Source organism: Kitasatospora sp. NPDC054939 (genome assembly GCF_053610105.1).
The window spans coordinates 104,159-126,504 of the sequence record NZ_JBSGXP010000004.1 but is presented as its reverse complement, the minus strand read 5'-3'; the positions used below and the strand labels follow the sequence as shown (position 1 = coordinate 126,504).

Sequence of the window (22,346 nt, the reverse complement as noted above, 5' to 3'; positions counted from 1 at the left end):
ATGACCACCGCACCCGACACGAGCTTCGAGGAGCGGGCCCGCGCCGACGTCGAGTCCGTCAACCGCGCCGCCGCCGGCTCGCCGACCGTGAAGATCGGCATCGTCACCCCGCTCACCGGGCCGGGCGACCCGACCGCCGGCGAGCTCACCGTGCGCGGCGCCCGGATCGGCGCCGAGTACGTCCGCGAGCACGGCGGCATCCGGGACGGCCTGCAGATCGAGTTCGTGCTCCGCAACGACCAGGAGAGCGTCGACCGGGACGGCGACATGCAGCGCTCCGCCGTCGGCGCCTTCGCGAAGGTCGCCCAGATCGACGACGTGCTGGCGGCCCTGGGGCCCTGGCACCTGCGCACCGCGGACCACACCGCCGAACTGGCCGAGCGCCTGGGGGTGCCGCTGTTCATCGAGTCGGCGCACACCGGGGTCACCCGCAAGCAGCGCCGCACGGTCTTCCGCACCTTCACCAACGTCGCCGAACGCGTCCCGCCGATGGTCGAGTTCGCCGCCCAGCAGGGCTTCCGCAAGGTCGCACTGCTGGTCGCCAACACGGTCTTCGGCCTGATGACCGCCGACACCTTCGAGGAGGTCGCCGCCGCCTTCCCGCACGACTTCGAGGTGCTGCGGATCGACTTCGACCAGGAGTCCACCTTCGACCTCACCGAGGAGCTCGCGAAGATCAAGGACTTCGCGCCGGACGTCTTCGTCAACGTCGGCGTCATCCGCACCAACTACCTGGTCATCCAGCAGGCCACCGAGGCCGGGCTGCTGCCCGCCACCCCGCTGATGGTGCCGTTCCAGTACCCGCTGCGCGCCGCCGACTACTGGCGGCTGGCCGGCGAGGGCGGCAACCACGTGGTCTGGCCGGCCACCGTCTTCAGCCCCTTCTGGGAGGGCCTGACCCCGGTCGGCAGGTGGTTCGTCGACCGCTACACCGCCGTCTACGGGGCCCCGCCGCCGGACACCGCGCTCAACGCCTTCACCGACATCACCCTGATCGCCCAGGCGCTGGAGCAGGCCGCCGAGGTCAGCCGGGACGGCCTGATCGACGCCCTGGAGGCCGGCACCTTCGACACCTGGCGCGGCCCGGTCTCCTTCGAGCGCGGCGAGGAGCACTGGCACCACTCCCCGCCGGAGGTCATCCTCCAGCACTACACCGGGGTCGGCCAGAACATCACCGACCTGACCGTCGTCCACCCCGCCGCGTACCGCACCGGCGACTACACCCACCCCAGCCTGGCCCGGGAGGAGCCGCCGTGCTGAACACCGCAATCGCGCCGAAGGTCTCCGGCGCCACCGTCTGGCTGACCGGCCTGCCCAGCGCCGGGAAGTCCACCATCGCCCGGGCCCTCGCCGACCGGCTGCGGGCCGAGGGCCGCCGGGTGGAGATCCTGGACGGCGACGAGATCCGCGCCAACCTGACCGCCGGCCTCGGCTTCACCCGCGAGGACCGCACCGAGAACGTCCGCCGGATCGGCTGGATCGCCGAACTGCTCGCCCGCAACGGCGTCACCGTGCTCGTCCCGGTGATCGCCCCGTACCGCGACGCCCGCGCCGGGGTCCGCGCCCAGCACATGGCCGGCGCCACCGCGTACGTCGAGGTGCACGTCGCCACCGCCGTGGAGCTGTGCGCCGAGCGCGACGTCAAGGGCCTGTACGCCAAGCAGGCGGCCGGCGAGATCTCCGGCCTCACCGGCATCGACGACCCGTACGAGGCTCCGGAGCACCCGGAGCTGAGGGTCGACACCTCTCTGCACACCGTCGAAGACACCGTCCGAGTGCTGCACAGCGCACTCGTCGAAAGGGGGCTGGCATGACCGACCTGACCGCACCCGCCCTCCCGCGTCTGACCCACCTGGACGCGCTGGAGGCCGAAGGGGTCCACATCATCCGGGAGGTGGCGGCCGAGTTCCAGCGGCCGGTGCTGCTCTTCTCGGGCGGCAAGGACTCCATCGTGATGCTCCACCTGGCCCGCAAGGCCTTCGCCCCGGCGCCCGTGCCGTTCGGGCTGCTGCACGTGGACACCGGCCACAACTTCCAGGAGGTGCTGGACTACCGGGACCGCACCGTCGCCGAGCACGGTCTGCGGCTGCACGTCGCGAGCGTGCAGGACTACATCGACGACGGCCGGCTGCGCGAGCGCCCGGACGGCACCCGCAACCCGCTGCAGACCGTCCCGCTGCTGGACGCCATCCAGGGCAACAAGTTCGACGCCGTCTTCGGCGGCGGCCGGCGCGACGAGGAGAAGGCCCGCGCCAAGGAGCGGATCTTCTCCCAGCGCGACGAGTTCGGCGTCTGGGACCCGCGCAACCAGCGCCCCGAGCTGTGGTCGCTCTACAACGGCCGGCACCGCATCGGCGGGCACGTCCGGGTCTTCCCGCTCTCCAACTGGACCGAGCTGGACGTCTGGCAGTACATCGAGCGCGAGGGCATCGAGCTCCCCGCGATCTACTACGCCCACCGGCGCGAGGTCTTCCGCCGCGACGGCATGTGGCTCGCCCCCGGCGACTGGGGCGGCCCGCGCGAGGGCGAGACCACCGAACTGCGCCAGGTGCGCTACCGCACCGTCGGCGACATGTCCTGCACCGGCGCGGTCGAGTCCGACGCCACCGACATCCAGGCGGTCATCGCCGAGATCTCGGCCTCCCGGATCACCGAGCGCGGCGCCAGCCGCGCCGACGACCGGCTGTCCGAGACCGCGATGGAGGACCGCAAGCGGGAGGGGTACTTCTAATGAGCACGTACGGTTCCGCCGAGCACCAGATCGGCCTGCTCCGGCTCGCCACCGCCGGCAGCGTCGACGACGGCAAGTCCACCCTGGTCGGCCGGCTGCTCTTCGACTCCAAGTCCGTCCTCACCGACCAGCTGCAGTCGGTGACGAAGGCCGCCCGCGACCTCGGCCTGGAGCAGGCCGACCTCGCCCTGCTCACCGACGGCCTGCGCGCCGAGCGCGAACAGGGCATCACCATCGACGTCGCCTACCGCTACTTCGCCACCGCCAAGCGGCGGTTCATCCTCGCGGACACCCCCGGCCACGTGCAGTACACCCGCAACATGGTCACCGGCGCCTCCACCGCGCAGCTCGCCGTGATCCTGGTCGACGCCCGCCACGGGATCGTCGAGCAGACCCGCCGGCACGCCGCCGTCGCCGCGCTGCTGCGGGTGCCCCGGGTGGTGCTGGCCGTCAACAAGATCGACCTGGTCGACTACGACGCCGTCCGCTTCGCCGAGATCAGCTACGCCTTCTCGCAGCTCGCGGCCGGCCTGGGCATCGAGGAGTTCACCGCGATCCCGGTCTCCGCGCTGCTCGGCGACAACGTGGTCGACCGCTCCACCCGCATGGACTGGTACGGCGGCCCGACCCTGCTGGACCACCTGGAGAACGTCCCGCTCGACGAGGACGGCCACCACCGCCCGGCCCGCTTCCCCGTGCAGTACGTCATCCGCACCCCCGGGGAGTCCCGGCACGGCTACCGCGGCTACGCGGGGCGCATCGCGGCCGGCACCCTGGCGATCGGCGACGAGCTGGCGGTGCTGCCCTCCGGGGCGCGCAGCCGGATCCGCGGCCTCGACCTGCTCGGCACCCCGGTGGAGGCCGCGGTCGCCGGACAGTCCGTCACCGTCTGGCTGGAGGACGACGTCGACGTCTCGCGCGGCGACCTGCTGGCCGGCGCCGGGGCCGCGCCCGAACCGGTGCGCGAGATCGCCGCGACCGTCTGCCACCTGTCCGACCGTCCGCTGCGGGCCGGCGACCGGGTCCTGCTGCGGCACACCACCCGTACCGTCCGGGCCGTCGTCGCCGAACTGCCCGGCCGCCTCGACATCGGAGCGCTGACCTGGGAGCCGACCCCCGAGAAGCTGACCGCCAACGACATCGCCACCGTGCGGCTGCGCACCGACGGGCCGATCGCGCCCGACCTGTACGCGGACGACCGGGAGACCGGCTCCTTCCTGCTGATCGACCCGCAGGACGGCGACACGCTGGCCGCCGGGATGATCGGCGCCTCCGCCGAGAGCCCGTTCGCCGCCGGGGCGGCCGGCGCCGACCGGTACACCTGCCCGACCGCGCCGGCCGCGGCCTCGCACTGACGGCCGCACGACGGCGCACCATCCGCGGAACGGCCGCTCCGGCCGGTGCAGTTTGGCACGATGACCGGAGCGGCCGTCCCCGACACCGGACGGCCGACCACTACCGAGGGGTGAGGAACCATGACCGCTGCCGCGATGACTCCCGAGGCCTTCGCCGACTACGCGCTCGGCCTGCCGGAGACCACCGAGGACGAACCGTTCGGCCCCGACGCCATGGTCTACCGGGTGCTCGGCAAGATGTTCGCCATCGTCCGGCAGGGCACCGAGGAGCGCCCCGACTGGGTGACCCTCAAGTGCGAACCCGAGCTCGCCGCCCACCTGCGCGGGCAGTTCAGCGGCAGCGTGCTGCCCGGCTACCACATGAACAAGCGCTACTGGATCACCGTCCTCCTCGACGGCTCGGTGCCGGACGAGGAGATCAAGGAGATGGCCGACCACTCCTACGACCAGGTCGTCGCCGCCATGCCGCGCGCCGAGCGCGAACGCCTGCGCTTCGCCCGCCTGCGGGCCGACCTGTAGGGGCGGCCTCTCGCCCCCGTCCGGCGGTCCCTCCGGGGTCCGGTGTCCCGGGCCGCCGGCGGGCCTACCGAGAGGGATACCGCAATGAAGATCGCCCTTGCCCCGAGGAGTTCGCCGTCCTGGCACTCCTCCTCGGACGTCGTCCGCGACGTCTACGCCCGCTGGTACGGCGCCGAGGTCCAGTCCGAGCCCGACTGCTTCATCGTCGTGCACGAGGAGGACGACAGAGAGGGCCGGTGGCCGCTCGCGGTCACCGGACTCACCTTCGCCTCCCCCGACCGCCCGTTCTTCTCCGAGCGCTACCTCGACGGCCCGCTGGAGCGCCGGCTGCGCGACCTCTCCGGCGGCGCCGTCGACCGCGACCGGATCGTCGAGGTCGGCTCGCTCGCCTCCCGGGTCAGCCGGACCGGCCTGGAGCTGATCCGGCTCACCCCGATCGTCGCCTGGTGCCTGGGCATGGAGTACATCCTGTGCACCGCGACCCGGCAGCTGACCGCCACCTTCGCCCGGCTCGGCATCGAGTTCGTCCCGTACGGGCCGGCCGACCCGGCGGTGCTGGCGAACGAGGAACTCGCCTGCTGGGGCAGCTACTACGAGCAGGCCCCGCAGGTCGGGGTGATCCCGCTGGCCGCCGTGCACCGGCTGTTCTCCGAGATGACCGGCCGCTACTCGCTGCTCGACCTGCCGGTGGTCGAGACCGGAGGGGAGCTGGTCGGCCATGCGGGCCGTTGAGCGGGTCCTGCGCGAACGCGCCGACAGCGACCGGCCGCTGGTGGAGGTGCTGGGCTCCGGGGACGCACCCGGGCTGGTCCTGACCTACCGCCAGGTGATCGGCGCCGCCCGGGCACTGGCCGGCGAACTGGCCGGCCGGACCCGCAGCGGCGTGCTGCGGGTCGGCGTGGTCTGCGGCAACACGCCCGCCGCGGTGATCGCCGACCTCGCCCTGCTCGGCGGCGAGGACGTCGAGATCCCCGTCCCGCTGGCCTTCTCCCACGAGCAGGCCGCCGGACTCCTGGAGGGCGCCGACCTCTGCCTCGCCGACGCGCCCGGGCTGCGCCGGCTCGCCGAGTGGGGCCACCGGCGGGTGCTCCGCCCGGACTGCCCGGTGGTCCCGCTGGACGCCGCCCGGCTGGTCGAGCTCGGCAGCCAACTCGGCCCCGGCGCACCGGACTTCCCGGTCCGCCGGGAGCCCGGCACGGACCGCGAGTGCAAGATCATCCACACCTCGGGCACCACCTCCCGTCCCAAGGGCGTGCGGATCCGCTCCGCCGCGCTCGACGCCCTGCTCACCTCGCTGCGCGCCGAGATGCCGCCCGGCGCGTTCCTCCGCTACCTGTCGATGGTGCCGCTCAGCCTGCTGATCGAGCAGGTCACCGGCCTCTACCTGGTCCTGCTCGACGGCGGCACGGTGGTGCTGCTGCCCGAGGACACCGCCCTGGTCGGCACCGCCGCCGACGCCGCCCGCGACGTCGTGCGGCGAATGCCCGCCGTCCGCCCCACCGCCCTGGTCGCCCCGCCCGCCGTGGTCACCGAACTCGAACACGCCGCCGGGGCCGCCGCCCTGGCCGGCGAACCGGTGGTGCCCGCACTGTTCGGCACCGACCGCGTCCCGCTGATCTGCTGCGGCGGCGCACCCTCCCACCCGTCCACCCTCACCCGGCTGCTCGACCACGGCGTCCCCGTGTACGAGGGCTACGGCCTCTCCGAGAACAGCTCGGTGGTCAGCTGGAACACCCCGCGGGCGCACCGGCCCGGCACCGTGGGCCGACCGCTCGGCCACGTCCGGGTCCGGCTCGGCGAGGACGGCGAACTGCTCGTCCGCAGCACCTCGCTGTTCGCCGGCTACACCCGCGACGACCCGTCCAGCCTCGTCCTCGACGCCGACGGCTGGCTGCACACCGGCGACCTCGCGGAGCTCGACGCCGACGGCTACCTGCGGATCACCGGGCGCAAGAAGAACGTCATCATCACCGCGGCCGGCCGCAACGTCGCCCCCGAATGGGTGGAGGCGCAGTACGCCCGGCTCCCCTGCGTGCACGCCGCGGTCGTCTTCGGCGACGGGCTCGCCGCCCTGCACGGCCTCTTCCTGGTCCACGGGGGCACCGCCCTCGACGACGCCGAACGCGCCATCACCGCGTACGGCGCCGAGCACCTCTCCGAGGTCGAGCGGGTCTCCACCGTCCACCTGGTGCACAGCACCGAGGAGTTGTACCGCAGGTTCTTCACCGTCACCGGCCGACCGATGCGCGGCGCCGTCCAAGCAGCACTCCTGTCCGCCCCCTCGACCCCCTCCGGAAGGCAGTCATGACCACCCCAGCCATCGTCGCCCCGTACGGCACCGGCAGCGGACTGCTGCTGACGCCGGGCACCGCCCGCTCGCTCGACGCCCTCGACCCGGCGTACGTCGTCGACCTGCTCGCCGAGGCGGGGTTCCTGCTGCTGCGCGGCTTCCGGCCCGACCTGGAGGAGTTCTCCGGCTTCGTGAAGGCGCACTCCAGCCGGGTCACCCTGGACCCGGCCCGCTCCTTCCACGGCGGCGAGGTCGCCCAGATGGTCGACGCCGGTACCGCCGCGGTCGGCCTGCACCTGGAGAACGGCAACAGCCCCTTCGGGCCCGACCTCACCTGGTTCCTGTGCGAGAAGGCGGCCGCCAGCGGCTCGCAGACCACGGTCTGCGACGGCGTGCGGGTCTGGGAGTCCGCGTCCGCCGAGCTGCGGGCGCCGTTCGCCGCGCAGGACATCGTGTACACGCGCGTCGTCGAGGAGGCCAAGTGGCGCGCGTTCGTCCACCACCACCTGGGCGGGACCAAGCCGCTCGCCGAGATCACCGTCGACGACATCACCGGCCTGGCCAACGACCGGGACTCCACCACCATCGACCTCAACCCCGACGGCTCCATCACCTACGCCTACCGCACGGCCGCCGTCCACCCCTCGCTGTTCTCCGCCACGCCGGCCTGGGCCACCAGTATCTTCGGCCCGTCCTACAACTACGAGACCCCGACCATCACCTTCGCCGACGGAACGGAACTCGGTGGCCCCCTGCTCGACCACTGGCGCCGGCTCACCGAGGAGGCCACCGAGGACCTCCAGTGGCAGGACGGCGACGTCGCCCTCATCGACAACACCCGCGTCATGCACGGGCGCCGGGCGATCGAGGACACCGCCCGCACCATCTACAACGCCCAGAGCTACCTGGCGGTCGAGCTGCTGCCGTAGGGCTCGCACCGCCGAGGGCCGTACCGCACCCGATCCGGACGGGCGCGGTACGGCCCTCGTGCGTACCGGCCCTCGTACCGGTGAACCTGTGCCGCCGACCCTGTGCAGCGCCCCGGCGGGGGGGAGGCAGCAGGGACGCCGGGAACGCCGCGGGGCCCCGGGGGGAGCAGCTCCCCCGGGGCCCCGCTGTCGTGCCGTCCGCCGTCAGTCCACCGTCGGCGGACGCGTCCGCGAGCGCTTCAGCTCGTAGAAGCCCTCGATCCCGGCCAGGGTGACGATGCCGTCCCAGAGCCGGCCCGCCTCCGCGCCGCGCGGTACCGGGGCGACCACCGGGCCGAAGAAGGCCGACACCCGGCCGTCCGGCTGCGGGAAGTGGATGGTCGGCGTGCCGAGGTCCTCGCCGACCGGGGCCAGCCCGGCCTTGTTGCTGTCCAGCAGGGCCTGGTTCCACTCCTCCGAATCGGCCGCCGCCGCCAGCTCCACCGGCAGGCCGACCTGGGCGAGCGCCGCCTCGTAGGTCTTGCGGCTGCGGCGGGCCTTCTGGGTGTGCAGCCGCTCGCCGAGCGCGTTGTAGAGCGGGCCGACGACCTCGTTGCCGGCCTTGGCCTCGGCCGCCGCGACCACCCGGGCCGGGCCCCAGCCGGTGCTGAGCCACTTCCGGTACCAGGGCTCCAGGCCCTTGCGGCCCTCGTTCAGCGCCGACAGGCTCAGCACGTGGTAGCGGATCGCCACGTCCCGCTCCTTCTCGACCTCCAGCAGCCAGCGCGAGGTCACCCACGCCCACGGGCAGATCGGGTCCAGCCAGGCATCGGCGGTGGTCGTCATGACACCCTGTCCTCTCCACGGGGGGAAGTCGCTACTCCTCCACCCTAGGAAGGGATCGGCCCACTGCCGGGGTCCATTCCGCCCCCGGTCCCGTGGGCCACTTCGGCCGACCGGCCGGACCGGCCGGGCCCTCCCGGTCCGGCCGGCCCGTCCTCAGCCGCCCAGGCGGTCGTGCAGGGCCGTGAGCACGTCGGCGGCGTCCGGGTGCCCGGCGGCGCGGGCCCGGGCGGCGGCCGCGACGAGCCGGGCGCGGGCGGCGTCCGGCCGGTCGAGCACGTCGCCCTCCAGCACGGCGGCGAGCCGGACGGCCTCGGCCCGCGGGCGCTCGCCGTCCGGGCCGGCCCCGTCGTAGGCGGCGACGGCCCGCTCGGCGCAGGCCAGCGCCTCGGCGGGGCGGTCGGCGACCGCGTGGGTGCGGGCCCGTTCGTAGTGCGAGGCGCCGGTGCGGTACCAGCCGGCGTCCGGCAGCGCGTCGGCCCGGTCGAGGTGGGCGAGTGCGGCGGCGAGGCCGTCCGGCCCCTCGGCGGCCATCGTGAGCCGGGCGAACTCCCGCAGCATGGCGGCGATCTGGTCGGTCCGCGGGGCCCTCTCGTGGGAGGCGAGGGCGCGCTCGCAGGCCGTGTGGGCGGCCTCCCAGTGCCCGGCCGACGCGAGCGCGACGGCGGCCTCGGCGGCGGCCATGGTGTGGGTGTCCTGCTCCTCCCACCCGGCCACCGCGTCGGCGAGCCGCAGGTACTCCTCGGCGGCGTCCCGGTACTCCTCCAGCTCGTGCAGGCCGCGGGCGAGGTCCAGCCGGAGCTGGGCGAGCAGCCGTGCGTCGAGTCCGGCGGTGGCGGGGTCGGCGAGCACCGAGTCCAGGACGGCGACCGCGTCGCCGGTGCGGTCGATGCCGCGCAGCAGGCCGGCCAGCTGGAGCCGCGCCTCGGCGGCGTCCCCGGTGCGCCCGGCCCGGTCGTAGCGGTCGGCGGCCTCGGAGAGCGCCCGGACGGCGGCCTCCGGTTCGCCGGAAACGGCGAGGGCGTGGCCGAGCATCAGCTGGGTGGCGGCGACCGGGAAGTCGTCGTCGCCCCAGCGGGCGGCCCCGGCGAGGGCCCGGTGGAAGGTCTCGGCGGCCTCGGCCGGCTCGCCGTGGTGGAGCAGCACCTGGCCGAGCAGGCCGAGCGGGCGCAGGGCCACCCAGGGCAGCTCCGCGGCCTCCAACTGTGCGAGGACGGCCCGCAGTTCGGTCAGGGCCTCGGCGGTGCGGCCCTGCCGGGCGGCCAGGTCGGCGGTGAACTGCCGGGCCAGTGCGGTGCGCCGGGCGGAGCCCGCGGCCTCGGCGGCGCTCCGGTAGGCGGTGACGGTGGCGGTGAAGCGCTCGGTGAGCGCCGCGGGCACCTCGGCGTCGTCGTCCCCCAGGGCGCCGGTGAGGTCGTGGTGGGCGGCGAAGGCCCGGCATTGCAGGAGCACCAGCCGGTCGTCGGGGTCCAGGACGCCGGCCGGCATGGCCTCGGCGGCGCGCAGGGCCTCGTCGAGGGCGGGCCAGTCGACGGGCGCGCCGTCCCCGTCGCCGAGGTGGGCGACCAGGGCCCGGGTGCGCACCAGCAGGGCGTGGCCGGGCATCCCGGCCTGCTCGAACAGCCCGGCCACGGCGGCGAGCCGTTCGGCGGCCTCGGCGTACCGGCCGGCGTCCACCAGGGCGTGGGCCCGCCGCTCGGCGATCTCCGCGCGCAGGCGGGCGACCGGGCCGACCGCGTCGGTGTGCAGCCCGGGGTCGGCCTCGTACCGCTCTGCGGCGCGGTCCCAGAGCCGGTCGGCGTCGGGGTGGCCGGTGGCGAGGAGTTCGCGGGCGCGCAGCACCAGGGCGGTGAAGTCCTCGGGGGCCGGTTCGGCGGCCGGGCGGGGGGCCGGCACCGGGGCGGTGACGGTGGCGGCCGCGGCGGCCCGCACGCCGAGGGCGAGCGGCCGGTCGAGCAGCGGCTGCCGGGCGAGTGCGGCGCGGCGCCGGTCGCCGACCGCGCCGGTGCCGTTGCGGGCGTCGAAGCGGGCGGCCAGCGCCTCGCCCTCGGCGGCGACGTGCGCGAGCAGGGTGGCGGCCGTCCAGGAGCTGCCGGGCGGGCCGCTGACGGCGGTGTCGCCGTGGCCGAGCGCGACCAGGCGGGCGAGCAGTTGGTGGACGCCGGTGAGCAGGCCGAGGCGTCCGGCCGCGTCGCCGGTGACGGCGAGCAGGTCGCGGTTCTCGGCGAGGATCTCCAGGCCGCGCGGCTCGTTGCCGGTCAGCGCGCAGAACTCCAGGTGCAGGCCGACGGCGGCGGTCATCGCGGTCCTGCCGCGGGCGTAGCGGTAGCCGACGAGGTGGCCGGAGCGGGCCTCGTCGGTGCGGCCGAGGCGTAGCAGCGGCAACAGGGAGTGGGCGTGGCTGGTGTACGGCTCCTCGGAGCAGCCCTGGTCGCCGGCCAGCACGGGCTGCCACTCGCGCAGGGCGCGCTCGTCGTCGCCGGCCCGGACGTGGTGGTCAGCGCGGTCGCGGAGTTCGCAGGCAGCGCAGTCGCTGAGCCGGCTGCGCGGGCGGGTGGCCCAGAGGTCGAAGGCGTCGGCCTCGCCGGTGCCGGTGTGCCGGGCGAGCTGGTAGCGCTGGGCCCAGTAGGGCTGCAGGTCGTGTCCGGCCTTCGTGTAGCGCTCGCGCATCTCGTCGAGCCAGCGGCGGACGGCGTCGAGCGGCACCTCGGGGGTGTTCAGCAGGGCGGTGGCGACCCATTTGAAGCGCCAGAAGACCTGCTGGGCGGCCCACTCGGTGAAGCTCTCCGGGTCGGAGTCCCACAGCTTGAGGACCCGGGCGAAGACGACCGGGGACTTGCGGCGCTCGCCGTCGTACTCGTACGCCTCCATGAGTTCCAGCAGGGCGAGCACGTGCAGCTTGGGGTCGTCGAACTGGTCGGCGGCCTCGACGAGTTCCTCGGCGGTGACGGTGCGCTGCCGGCCGTAGGGGCGGGCGTCGTTCTCGCGCAGGGCGTCCAGGACGTCGTCGGGGGTGGCGAGGGGCGACCGGTCGTCCGTCATCGGGTCTCCTCCGCGGGCGGCTCGGTCCGGCCGGCGGCCTCGTGGCCGAGGATGGCGTGGTCGAGCAGGTTGATGAACGACCGGTTGAGCAGGGCGCTCTCGCTGGAGCGCAGCGGGCGGCGGGTGAGCAGGACGGCCTGCCCGTAGAGGGCCTCGGCGGTGGTGACGGCGAGTTCGCGGTGGGTGATCGAGGTGGCCCGGCGCACCAGCGGGTTGAGGTGGTTGAGGACGAGCCGGGCGCGCGGGGTCTCGGCGCGCAGCGAGCCGAGGATGTCGGCCCACAGCCCGTCGGCCTCGTCGGCGAGCGCGGCGCGGGTGCGTTCATGCCGGGCCTCGCGGTTGTCGAGGAGCAGGGCGGGGGCGCTGGCGGGGTGGAAGCTGCGCAGCGCGACGTCGCAGTCGAAGCGGCCGACGACCTCGCGGGCGACGGTGAGGAAGGCGGCGGCGGCGAGTTCGGCGGCGGGGTCGACGGTGTCGAGGTGCGCCGTGACGGTGGTGGGGTCGAGGTCGGCGACGGAGCTGCCGGGGCGGATCTCGGGGAGCCGGTGGACGAGGTCGCGGTCGTAGGTGTAGCCGCCGTTGACGACGCCGAGTCCGGCCGCGGCGGCGACCGGGGCGACCTGGCGGAACTCCTCGACGGTGCGGGTGACCAGGACGACGGGGTGGGCGCGGGCGAACTCGTCGAGGGTGACGGTGCCGTCGGTGGTCTCGAACGGCAGCCAGGGCAGCAGCATCCGCAGCAGCTCGTCGTCGTAGCGGGCGAGCGCCTTGACCGCGAGGTGGTGGACGGCGATGAAGCGGTGCAGCAGCGCCGGGTCGCTGGCGGACAGGCCGGTGAGCCAGTCGCGGATGCGGGCGCCGAGGGCGTCGCGGACGGCGGCGAGCGTCTCGTCGGCGTACAGGCCCTCGCGGGAGGCGGTGGGGCGCAGGCCGTCGGTGTCGACCACGCAGCGGACGAAGAACGCCCAGTCGGGCAGCAGTTCGTCGGCCTGCTCGGAGAGCAGCATGCCCTTGAGGTGGACCCGGTGGCCGGCCCGGCGGGAGGGCGGGGCGGCGTCCGGCAGGACGTAGGCGACGCCGCGCAGTCCGACCAGCGGCAGGTCGAGCTCGATGGTGTCGAGCGGGGTGAAGTCGAAGGTGGAGCGGCAGTACGCGGTGAGCGCCTCGCGGCGGGCGAGCGGGGAGCCATGCCGCTCGTCCCACGGCGGGGTGCGGTCGATCCGGGTGGCGGTGCCGCGCGGGTCGACCACGGTGACCTCGTGGCGCAGCAGGCTGCCGTAGCTGCGGGCGAGTTCGAGGACCGTCCCGGGGCGGGTCCACTGGGCCGCGTCCGCGCGCGGGCTGAGCCGGACGGTGGTGCCGGGCTCGGGCTTGGCGGAGGCCGGCAGGGTGCGGATGGTGTAGCTGCCGTCGGAGTTGCCGCGCCATTCGACGGCGGGCGCGTCGGGGGCGGCGGCGGAGCGGGTGAGGACGGTGATCTCGTCGGCGACGACGAAGCAGGAGAGCAGGCCGATGCCGAACTGGCCGATGAAGTCGGTGCGGGCGCCGGCGAGTCCGGCGCCGTCGAGGCCGCCGTCGGCGTCGCGCTTGGAGCTGCGGCCGATGGTGGCGAGGAAGGTGTGCACGTCGGCCTCGGTGAGGCCGATGCCGGTGTCGGTGACGGTGAGGTCGTCGTCGGCGTGGACGGTGATCCGGGCGGGCGCCGCCGGGTCGAGCGTCTGGCGGGCGGAGATCGCGTCGACCGCGTTCTGCAGGAGCTCGCGCAGGTAGACCTTGGGGCTGGAGTAGAGGTGGTGGGAGAGCAGGTCGACCAGGCCGCGCAGGTCGACCTGGAAGGTGTGCGTGCTCGTCGGATCGGAGGGGGTGGTCACCTGGGGCTCTTTCGGTCGCGGGAGCGGGAGCGGGGCTCGGGGCGGGCGGGCGGGCGGGTGCGCGGCGCGGGGCGGGGCGGGTGCGGCGGGGCGGTTTCGGCGGGGCAGGTGCGGCGGGCGCGACGGGCGCGGCGGTTACCCGGTGCAGCGCTTGCGGTGGGAGCGGAACGCGTCGACCGGGTCCCCCGCGAGGTAGCGCCAGGGCGAGGCGGTGACCCGGTCGCCTATCGCCCCGAACAGCGCGTGCGCGGTGGCGAGTTCGCCGGCCAGCGAGAAGGCCATGGCGAAGCTGTTGTAGGCGGACGCCCAGCCGCGGGTGCGCACATGGGCCGGGTGGCCGACCGAGCGGCGGGCGGCCTCGTGCAGGGAGGCGACGACGGCCTTGGAGCGGATGTAGTCGCCGTCCTCGCCGCTGTCGAGGCTGAGCCAGTGCTCGATGTGGGCCAGGGCGACGAGTTCGCCGAGCGGGCTGCCCTCGGGGGCGGCCAGCATCGAGGCGCGGGCGAAGGCGTGCATCTCCTCGTGGGAGCCGCCCCACTTGGCGGCGAGCTGCTGCAGCCGTGCACGGTGGGTGCCGACGTGGCCGGGGCAGCGGCGCACCGCGGCCTCGAAGCGGTGGCGGGCGACGTCCGGGCCGAGCGAGAGGCCGAGGGCGGTGGTCTGCAGGAGGTGCCAGGGGGCGAGCATCCGCGGATCGAGTTCGGCGGCCCGGTAGAGGTGGTCCTCGGCGATCAGCAGCCGCTCCCGGAAGAGCTTCCACTGCTCCTCGGTGACGTACTTGGCGTACGCGCCGGTGCGGGCCTCCCAGGCCCAGTCGATGTGGCGGGCGCCGGAGAGGAGCAGCGGGAGGGCGGAGCCGGGTTCGGCGGCGATGGCCTTCGGGGTCCACTTCTCCATGCCCTCGGTGTCGCTGATCAGGTCGACCAGCCAGACCAGGTCGGCCTGGTCGGTGACGCCGGTGAGGGTGTCGCGCAGGGCGGGCCAGTCGAGTTCCTCGACCTGGGCGAGGACGAGCCGGCCGAGCGGGTCGCCGTGCGTGGGGTCGACGGTGAGGACGTCGTCCTTCCGGGAGCGGCCGAACGGCCGGCGGGCCGTGCGGGTGTCCGTGCCGCCCCCTGCGCTGCGGCGTCGGAACAGCGCCATCTCTTCGGCCCCCTCTGGTTCTTGCCCGTACTCGCCCGGTCGGCGCGGTGCCCGACTCGTTCGTGGCCGTCGTACGGTCGTGCGACGGTGATCAAGGGAGTACATATCACGGACGGCCGACAGGCTGCCGGGGGGGTTTTCCGGCGCGGGCCGCTCGGAGTCGGGGGAGGGGGCGGTCGATGTCCCGTCCGGGCACGGATGGGTAACGGGCCCTCATTCCTCTTGTGAATGCAATTTCACATTACTATGTTACATCTCACGCACTCGTCGACCGCCGGATCCCCGCCCCACGGGTGACTCCGGCACCGCGACGACGTCCGCGGCCCGACCCTCCCCCTCCCCGTCGGCCACCCCGCTCTGCCCCCACCGCTGTGCCCCACCGCCCGACCGCCTGCCCCATTCCTCCTCCCTCCACAGGAGCCCAGGTGTCAACTCCCCGTACCGCGCGCAGGGTTCTGCTCGCCGCCGTCCTGGCCGCCGGCCTCACCCTGCCCGCCCTGCAGAGCGCCCAGGCCGCCCCCGGACCGGCCGCGCCCGCCCCCACATCCCCTGCGCAGCCGACCGCCCCGGCCACCGCGGAGCTGCCCGAGCGCACCGCCTACGACGAGGTCGACCGCCTCGGCGACTCCGTCCCGCGGACCGGCACCGCCGCCCCCGCCCCCGGCGGCGGCTCGCTCGGCGACTCCCTGATCCCCGGCCTGATCGCCGACCGGGTGGGCGCCCCCGCCCCGACCGCCGATCAGATCGCCGCCGGGGCCGCCGGATCCGCGGCCGCCACCACCGCGGCCGGGGTGCCCTGCACTCTGGACGGCATGACCGGGCTGGACCCCGCGCAGCTCGTGGCCTTCCTCACCGACCCCGCGGTGACCGCCGACGGCTGCCTGAAGTCCTTCCTGTGGACCTGGGACGCCCGCTTCGCCGGCACCATGGACGACGCCCACGTCCGGGCGGTCGCCGACAAGATCGCCGCGCTCTCCCCCGGCGACGACGGCACCGGCGCCTCCCACCTCTACGAGCTGTGGACCTTCCTGCACGCCGTCGCCTACCACGACTTCAACCACGGCGAGATCGACATCACCGACGAGCCGACCCTCGCCGCCGTCCAGCGGGCCGTCGACGCGTACACCGCGGGCCCGCACGCCTTCGACCGCACCGACCTCGCCGCCGCCACCCTGCGGGAGCTGGCCATCACCGCCGGCAGCGACGGGCTGCGCCACCGCAACCTCGACGTGGCCCGCCGGATCCTCGCGGTGCTCGCCCCCGGAACGACGGTCGCCGACAACGCCCAGTGGAGCAAGGCCGTCCTCCAGGCCCTCAACCTCAACTACCTGGGCATCCGCAACGGCGACCCGGCGTTCCTGGCCGCCGTCGCCGCCGACCCGGCCTACCGGGCCGCGTTCCGGGCCTACGCCTCGTACGGGCACCTCAAGGGCACGAAGACCGCCTGGGCGGCCCGCGACGCGATGGCCGAGTACGGGCGGTTCGGGCAGGTCCCGGCGCTGCGCGACGCGGTCGTGGCCGACCTCGGGCCGCTGCTGAAGGACGTCGTGGCGGGCTTCGGCGAGTGGTCCGACCCGTGGGCCAAGGTGATCGGCTGGGCCGCCTACTTCAACGTATGCGAGCAGCTCGGCGTCTGCACGAGCCAGTTGGAGGCGCGGATCTTCCCGTACACCTACACGTACGACAACGGCGCCGTGGTGGTGCGCACCGCCCTCGACCGGGCCACCGTCGACCGGATGTACTACGCCACCAAGCAGGTCAAGGCCCAGTACTTCCGGGTGCTCGGCACCGACCGCCCGCTCGCCGGGGACCCCAACTCCACGCTGCGGGTGCACCTGTACGCCTCGCGGGCCGACTACGAGGTCTACCACCCCGTCCTGACCGGCTACGGCACCGCCAACGGCGGCGTGTACATCGAGCGCGGCGCCACCTTCTACACCTACGAGCGGCGGGTGCCGCAGGACTCCCAGCTCACCCTGGAGGAGCTGTTCCGGCACGAGTACGTGCACTACCTGAACGGCCGCTGGGCCACCCCCGGCTACTTCAACGACCCGCGCTGGTACGCGAACAACCTCACCACCGCGATGGACGAGGGCACCGCCGAGTTCTTCGACGGCGCCACCCGCGACGAGGGCATCCGGGTCCGCAAGTCGCTGGTGCGCAGGCTGGCCGCCGACGAGGCCAAGGGCATCCCGCGCCTGACGGTCGACCAGATCCTGCACGCCACCTACGAGTCCACCCCAGCCTTCCACTTCTACAACTACGCGGGCACCCTCTTCGAGTACCTCTGGCAGCAGCACCCCGCGCTGATCCGCGAGATGTACGCCCACCAGCGCGCCGACGACCCGGCCGCGTTCGACGCCTGGCGCACCCGCCTGGGCGCCGACGCCGCCCTCCAGACCGGGTACAGCGCCTTCCTGGACGCCCAGATCGCCGCCGTCGACAGCCTTTACGTCCCCAGCACGACCTTCGTCCCCAACGGCAGCCTGGACCACGCCTGGGCCTCCGGGGTGCAGACCGCGTTCGCCGCGGCCACCTCCAACACCCCGGTCTGCAAGGACAACGCGGACTGGAACAACAAGATGCGCTTCACCTGCACCGGCCGGATCACCGCCAACCTCTCCGACTCCGGCAACCCGGACCGGGTGTTCAAGGACATGTCGTCCACCGTCGACTACTTCATCCTCACCCGGACGAAGGACGTCGCCGGCGCCAACAACCTCAACGACATGAACTGCTGGTTCGGCAAGGTCGACGTCTGGAGCACGGGCACCGCCGGCACCGCCGACTACACCTGCGAGGGCCCGCTGCGGCGGTAGTCCACACCTTCGCCCCCGCGCCTCGGACCACCGCCGCCTCCCCCATCCCCCGGCCGGCGGTCCGGACGCTCCACCGGCAACGCTCCGGCCCCCGCCGCCTCCCCCCTCCCCCGGCGGACGGCCCGGCAGCCCCACCGGCACACCCCCACACCCCCACACCCGCTCCGAGGAGTACTCCTTGCGATCCACCGGAACCGTCCGCAAATCCCTGCTCTCACTGGCTCTTTCGGCCGCCCTCGCCACGCCGCTCGTCCAGAGCGCGCAGGCCGCCGCACCCGCCGCGCCCGTCCCCACGCCCGCCTCCGCTCCCGCAGGCGGCGCCCACGGGCCCGAGGGCGCAGGGTCCGCGGGTGCCGCCGGCGCCGCCGGTCCGCAGGGCTGGCCCGGCGCCGCCGCACTCCAGCCCACCACCGGCACCGCCCGGGGCGACGCCGCCGAGACCGCCCTCGCCGCCGTCGCCGCACAGACCGACCGGGACGCCGGCTGCACCGCCGACGCGTTCACCGCGCTCACCCCGGCGCAGCTCGTCGCCTTCCTCACCGACCGCAGCCACACGTACCAGGACTGCCTGCGCCCGCTGCTGGTGAATTGGAACGTTCAAACCGCCAAGGTGATGACGCCCGCGCACGTCCGCGCCGTCGCGGACAAGGTCACCGAGCTGGCGCCCCGCTTCGACAGCGCCAACAACCTCAACCAGCAGGAACTCTGGTACTACCTGCACATCGCCGTCTTCTTCGACTTCGGCCACCCCGAGATCGACATCTCCGACGCCGACACCGTCGCCGCGATCGACCGCGCCATCCGCGCCTACACCGCCAACCCGCGGGTGTTCGAACCCACCACCACCAACGGCGACACCATGGGCGAACTCCTGCAGACCGGCACCGCCCCCGGCCTGCGCCTCGGCCGCCTCCCGCTGGTCAAGCAGATCGTCCGGCTCTTCGCCCCCGGCAGCCCGATGGTCGGCGACCGCGGCTGGAACTGGGCCGTGCAGGGCGCGCTCCAGATCAACTTCCAGGGCATCGAGAACGTCGGCGAGGACCCGCAGGGCCTCTTCCGCGCCGCCGTCGCCGCCGACGCCGACTACCGCGCCGCCTTCCGCGCCTACGCCGGACACAGCCACCTCAAGGGCACCACGAGCGAGTGGGCCGTCGCCGACGCCATGCTGGAGTACGGCCGGTTCGCCTCGATCGGCGCCCTCAAGGCCGAGCTCACCGCGCAGATCGGCCCCGTCCTCCAGCAGACCACCGCCAACTTCGGCCGGATGACCCGCCCCTGGGCCAACCTGGTCGGCCCCGTCAACGACCTCGGCCTCTGCGACACCCACCGCGTCTGCCGCTCCGAGATCGACCGCGAGATCTTCCCCCACACCTACACCTACGACAACGGCACCCTGGTCGTCCGCACGGCACTCGACCGGGCCACGGCCGACCAGCTCTACTACGCCACCAAGCAGGTCAAGGCCCAGTTCTTCCGCACCATCGGCACCGACCAGCCGCTCCCCGGCGACGACCACCCCGTGCTCACCGTGCAGCTGTACGACACCAAGGCCAACTACCAGGCGCTCCAGCGCGTCCTGTTCGGCATCGGCGACGTCGCCAACGGGGGGATGTTCATGGAGGAGCAGTCCACCTTCTACACCTACCAGCGCACCACCGCCGAGTCCTACTTCAGCCTCGAAGAGCTCTTCCGCCATGAGTACGTCCACTACCTCAACGCCCGCTGGGCCATCCCCGAGACCGGCTACACCACCCGCTGGCCCGGCGCCGCCACCTTCGCCATGAACGAGGGAACCGCCGAGTACTTCGCCGGCGCCACCGGCAAGGACGGCGTCAAGGCCCGCAAGTACATGGTCCGCCAGATCGCCTGGGACGACCGCGACGGCTTCCCCCGCCTCACCGTCGACCAGATCCTGCACGCCACCTGGGAGAACCAGGGCTTCCGCGCCTACCCCTACGCGGCCGTCCTCTTCAACCTGCTCGGCGAGCGCCGCCCCGAGCAACTCGCCGAGATGTACCGGCTGCTGCGCGCCGACGACAAGACCGGCTACGACGCCTGGCGCGCCCGCCTCGGCCGCGACACCGGCCTCCAGGCCGAGTACACCGCCTACCTCGACCAGCAGGTCCCGCTCGCCGACTCGCTGTACGTCCCGGACACCAAGTACACCGCCAACGGTCAGCTCGACTACGCCTGGGCCTCCGAGGTGCAGCACGCCTTCGCCTCGGCCACGTCCAACACTCCGGTCTGCAAGGACAACGGCGACTGGAACAACACGATGCGCTTCACCTGCACCGGCCGCATCACCGCCAACCTCGGCAACGCCGCCGACCCCGGCGCCGTCCGCAAGGACATGTCCAAGACCGTCGACTACTACCTCCTCACCCGAGCAGGAACCGCCGCCGACAACCTCAACGACATGAACTGCTGGTTCGGCAAGGTCGACATCTGGCCCGACGGCCGTGCCGGCACCGCCGACTACTCCTGCGAGGGCCCCCTCCGCCGCTGACCGCACCCCGCCCATGACACCGGCCGGGCAGCCCTCACGGGGGTGGGCTGCCCGGCCGGCACCGGCGGTCCCACTGGTGCTCACGGCTCCCATGCATGGCGGGTCACCGTGACATCGGCCCACTCGTGGCAGCCGGTCGGCGAGTACTCCCAATGACCCCGCAGCTGCGCCGCGAGCCGCGCCGTGCGGAGCAGCGTCTCGCCGAAGGCGTGCAGCGGCTCGGTGTCACGGCCGACGACATCGCTCGCCGTGGCGATCAGCGACACCGCCAGCGCCTCGAACGAGTCGGCCGTCGTCCGGCCCTCCGCACGGCGCTGGGTCAGGATGTTGTGGAACCAGTAGTCGGCCGTCCAGCCGTCCCCGGTTCTGCGCTCGGCGCTCACCCCTCACCCCGCGCTCTCGCCCGCCGCCGGGCCGCACGGCGGAGGAACGGTTCGGCGGCGGGCCCGCCGGCCATCAGGCAGGCGAGGAACACCAGGAACCAGACCAGGCACCGGGTCGGCACCTGCGTCCTTCCGAGCGGGAGCACGGCGGTGGTCGCCAGGAGCGTGCTCAGGGACACCACGGCGGTGGCAACTGCGGCCACCTCGCGGTCACGGTCCGCCCTCACGACGCCGCCCGCAGATTGGCGGTGGCCGGCGGGCGGAGGAGCCAGCGGGCGTCCGTCTCCCACTCGCAGCCGCCGCGCTCCGGACGCAGGTACACGGAGTGGGAGTTCGGGATGTACTCCATGACCGTGCCGAGCCGGTCGTTCAACGAGTCCAGCACCAGCGCCCCGACGGCAGCCGCGAACGGCGCCCCCGGGCCGGGCCGGCCGGCGGACGCCCCGGACTCCGAATGCCCCGGCACGATCGCGATCTCCGCCTCCGGACGCCCGTTGCAGTCGGGGCTGTCGCAGGTACAGGGCGGGAAGTCCCGGTAGCCGAAGGACCAACCCGAGGGACGGGAGGCGGGGTTGGGGGTGGGGGTGGGGGTGGGGGTGGGGGTGGTGGGAGCGTGGTTCGTCACAGCGATCTCCATCGATTGCTCAGTGCAGTCGAGCTTTCACGTTCTGTACTCATGATGGCCGCACAGCGCGTACGATCGGTGCCAGATCAGGACATGAGTGGAACCGCACCCCAAGTTGGTGAACCATGGTCAATCGACGCGAACTTGACCCGACATCAAGTCACTGGGCCCCGTTCGGCATCCAACTCCGCAGGTCAAGGGAGGCGGCAGGGCTGACACAGGCCCAGCTCGCCAGCAAGATCGGCTACGACCCCTCCTACGTCTCCTACACCGAACTTGCATCCCGCGAGGCACCGAGCGAGAAGTTCGCCCGCCGAGTGGACGAGGTGCTGGAGACCGGCGGAACCATGCTGCTCATGTGGTTCCAGCACAAGCACACCGCACTTCTGGAGGGCTTCCCGGAGTACGCGACACTCGAAGCCAAGGCCGCCAAGATCAGGCTGTTCGATCTGGCGCTCATCCCAGGACTGATGCAGACAGCCGAGTACGCACAAGCCCTGACCACGGGCGCCGTCCGCAGGGGCAGCATTACGCAGGCACAGGCCGACCAGCGTCTTGAGTACTTGGAGTTGCGTCAGCGTCTATTGCGACGCGACTCGCCTCCGATGGTCCATGCAGTACTGGACGAGAGCTGCCTCTACCGTCCCATCGGCGGACTGGACGTCATGTCATCCCAGCTCTCGTTCCTGGAGAGCCTCGAAGGGCACCGGAACATCATCCTTCAGGTCGTTCCGCTCTCCCGCGGCGAGCACGTACCCTTCACCTTGCCCATCAACCTGGTAACCCTTCCAGACGGCACGATGCTCGGCTACACAGAATCCCATCAGCGGGGATTGCTTGAGCGCGAGCGGGACACTGTGGTTGCCTGGGACAGAGACTACGATCGGCTGCAGGTCGAGGCGCTGTCGACCGCCGACTCCGCCGCACTGATTCGCACTGCACGAAAGGAGCTGCTCAATGACCGCTGACCTCACCAGCGCCAATTGGTACAAGTCCAGTTACAGCAACAACGGCGGCACGTGCGTCGAGATCGCATCGAACGTCCCGAGCCTGGTCCCCGTCCGGGACTCCAAGGATCCCGAGGGCCCGGCGCTCGTCTTCCCCCGCGCCGCCTGGGACGCCTTCGTCGCTGCCGTCCGAGCCGAAGAGTTCGGCCGCATCTGATACGCCTTACGTGAGCAGTCACACTCGGAGGATTGCCATGTCAGTCACCGATCCCGGCGGCACCCAGTGGGTGAAGAGTCGCCACAGTGGCAACGGGGGAAACTGCGTCGAGGTGGCGCTGCACTTCCACCACGAGATCGTCCCCGT

Annotated in this window: 19 protein-coding genes and 1 pseudogene; 13 read left to right on the top strand and 7 right to left on the bottom strand. The window is 73.3% G+C overall.

Annotated features, from left to right (window positions below):
• The 8 genes from ACWGB8_RS02775 (at nt 1) to ACWGB8_RS02740 (ending at nt 7,824) form a co-directional block, all read left to right on the top strand.
• Nucleotides 1-1,260 (top strand): ABC transporter substrate-binding protein, encoded by a 1,260-nt coding sequence (locus ACWGB8_RS02775; protein WP_452209556.1) that lies wholly within the window; start codon nt 1-3, stop codon nt 1,258-1,260.
• Nucleotides 1,257-1,814 carry an adenylyl-sulfate kinase gene (gene cysC / locus ACWGB8_RS02770; RefSeq protein ID WP_452209571.1) on the top strand — a complete coding sequence of 186 codons (558 nt, stop codon included), beginning with the start codon at nt 1,257-1,259 and terminating at the stop codon, nt 1,812-1,814. Before ACWGB8_RS02775 ends, cysC begins: the two co-directional genes overlap by 4 nt.
• The gene (gene cysD / locus ACWGB8_RS02765) at nt 1,811-2,731 is read left to right on the top strand and encodes a sulfate adenylyltransferase subunit CysD (RefSeq protein ID WP_452209554.1); all 921 of its coding nucleotides are present in this window, start codon (nt 1,811-1,813) and stop codon (nt 2,729-2,731) included. The genes cysC and cysD overlap by 4 nt, the downstream gene beginning before the upstream one ends.
• Nucleotides 2,731-4,086, top strand: coding sequence for a sulfate adenylyltransferase subunit 1 (locus ACWGB8_RS02760; protein WP_452209552.1), 1,356 nt, complete (start codon nt 2,731-2,733; stop codon nt 4,084-4,086). The genes cysD and ACWGB8_RS02760 overlap by 1 nt, the downstream gene beginning before the upstream one ends.
• Before the next feature lie 120 nt (nt 4,087-4,206).
• A complete protein-coding gene (locus ACWGB8_RS02755; protein ID WP_452209551.1) occupies nt 4,207-4,605 on the top strand; it encodes an MmcQ/YjbR family DNA-binding protein in 399 nt (132 codons plus the stop codon).
• Between the two features lie 84 nt (nt 4,606-4,689).
• Nucleotides 4,690-5,337 (top strand): thermostable hemolysin, encoded by a 648-nt coding sequence (locus ACWGB8_RS02750; RefSeq protein ID WP_452209550.1) that lies wholly within the window; start codon nt 4,690-4,692, stop codon nt 5,335-5,337.
• Nucleotides 5,324-6,913 carry an AMP-binding protein gene (locus ACWGB8_RS02745; RefSeq protein ID WP_452209548.1) on the top strand — a complete coding sequence of 530 codons (1,590 nt, stop codon included), beginning with the start codon at nt 5,324-5,326 and terminating at the stop codon, nt 6,911-6,913. The genes ACWGB8_RS02750 and ACWGB8_RS02745 overlap by 14 nt, the downstream gene beginning before the upstream one ends.
• Nucleotides 6,910-7,824, top strand: coding sequence for a TauD/TfdA family dioxygenase (locus ACWGB8_RS02740; protein WP_452209546.1), 915 nt, complete (start codon nt 6,910-6,912; stop codon nt 7,822-7,824). Before ACWGB8_RS02745 ends, ACWGB8_RS02740 begins: the two co-directional genes overlap by 4 nt.
• 204 nt (nt 7,825-8,028) lie before the next feature.
• Here the strand turns inward: ACWGB8_RS02740 and ACWGB8_RS02735 are convergent, their stop codons facing one another.
• The 4 genes from ACWGB8_RS02735 to ACWGB8_RS02720 all read right to left on the bottom strand — a co-directional run bounded on the left by ACWGB8_RS02735 (nt 8,029) and on the right by ACWGB8_RS02720 (nt 14,702).
• Entirely contained in the window at nt 8,029-8,649 is a 621-nt protein-coding gene (locus tag ACWGB8_RS02735; RefSeq protein ID WP_452209544.1) for a mycothiol-dependent nitroreductase Rv2466c family protein, read from the bottom strand.
• Nucleotides 8,650-8,802: 153 nt separating this feature from the next.
• Nucleotides 8,803-11,688: a hypothetical protein gene (locus ACWGB8_RS02730; protein ID WP_452209542.1), complete on the bottom strand. Its 2,886-nt coding sequence runs from the start codon at nt 11,686-11,688 to the stop codon at nt 8,803-8,805.
• A complete protein-coding gene (locus ACWGB8_RS02725; protein WP_452209540.1) occupies nt 11,685-13,559 on the bottom strand; it encodes an HSP90 family protein in 1,875 nt (624 codons plus the stop codon). Before ACWGB8_RS02725 ends, ACWGB8_RS02730 begins: the two co-directional genes overlap by 4 nt.
• A 135-nt stretch (nt 13,560-13,694) precedes the next feature.
• Nucleotides 13,695-14,702 (bottom strand): hypothetical protein, encoded by a 1,008-nt coding sequence (locus tag ACWGB8_RS02720; RefSeq protein WP_452209538.1) that lies wholly within the window; start codon nt 14,700-14,702, stop codon nt 13,695-13,697.
• A gap of 425 nt (nt 14,703-15,127) precedes the next feature.
• On the opposite strand from ACWGB8_RS02720, the gene ACWGB8_RS02715 reads away from it, so the two are divergent.
• Nucleotides 15,128-17,521, top strand: a complete 2,394-nt coding sequence (locus ACWGB8_RS02715) for a collagenase (protein ID WP_452209536.1) — start codon at nt 15,128-15,130, stop codon at nt 17,519-17,521.
• 178 nt (nt 17,522-17,699) lie between these two features.
• The gene (locus ACWGB8_RS02710; RefSeq protein ID WP_452209534.1) at nt 17,700-20,027 is read left to right on the top strand and encodes a collagenase; all 2,328 of its coding nucleotides are present in this window, start codon (nt 17,700-17,702) and stop codon (nt 20,025-20,027) included.
• 80 nt (nt 20,028-20,107) lie between these two features.
• On the opposite strand, the gene ACWGB8_RS02705 is transcribed toward ACWGB8_RS02710, so the two are convergent.
• From ACWGB8_RS02705 to ACWGB8_RS02695, 3 genes are read right to left on the bottom strand one after another with little or no spacing between them, the layout of a single operon-like run.
• On the bottom strand, nt 20,108-20,410 hold the full coding sequence (locus ACWGB8_RS02705) for a hypothetical protein (RefSeq protein WP_452209533.1): 303 nt from the start codon (nt 20,408-20,410) through the stop codon (nt 20,108-20,110).
• Entirely contained in the window at nt 20,407-20,613 is a 207-nt protein-coding gene (locus tag ACWGB8_RS02700) for a hypothetical protein (protein WP_452209532.1), read from the bottom strand. Before ACWGB8_RS02700 ends, ACWGB8_RS02705 begins: the two co-directional genes overlap by 4 nt.
• 20 nt (nt 20,614-20,633) lie before the next feature.
• Entirely contained in the window at nt 20,634-21,035 is a 402-nt protein-coding gene (locus ACWGB8_RS02695) for a hypothetical protein (RefSeq protein WP_452209530.1), read from the bottom strand.
• A gap of 125 nt (nt 21,036-21,160) precedes the next feature.
• Between ACWGB8_RS02695 and ACWGB8_RS02690 the strand changes: the two genes are divergently transcribed.
• The 3 genes and pseudogenes from ACWGB8_RS02690 to ACWGB8_RS02680 form a co-directional block, all read left to right on the top strand.
• A complete protein-coding gene (locus tag ACWGB8_RS02690; protein ID WP_452209528.1) occupies nt 21,161-22,003 on the top strand; it encodes a helix-turn-helix domain-containing protein in 843 nt (280 codons plus the stop codon).
• Complete coding sequence (locus tag ACWGB8_RS02685) at nt 21,993-22,199, top strand: DUF397 domain-containing protein (RefSeq protein ID WP_452209527.1); 207 nt, start codon at nt 21,993-21,995, stop codon at nt 22,197-22,199. The genes ACWGB8_RS02690 and ACWGB8_RS02685 overlap by 11 nt, the downstream gene beginning before the upstream one ends.
• A 37-nt stretch (nt 22,200-22,236) precedes the next feature.
• Nucleotides 22,237-22,320, top strand: a pseudogene (locus tag ACWGB8_RS02680) (DUF397 domain-containing protein); the annotation flags it as partial.
• Nucleotides 22,321-22,346 lie beyond the last annotated feature (26 nt).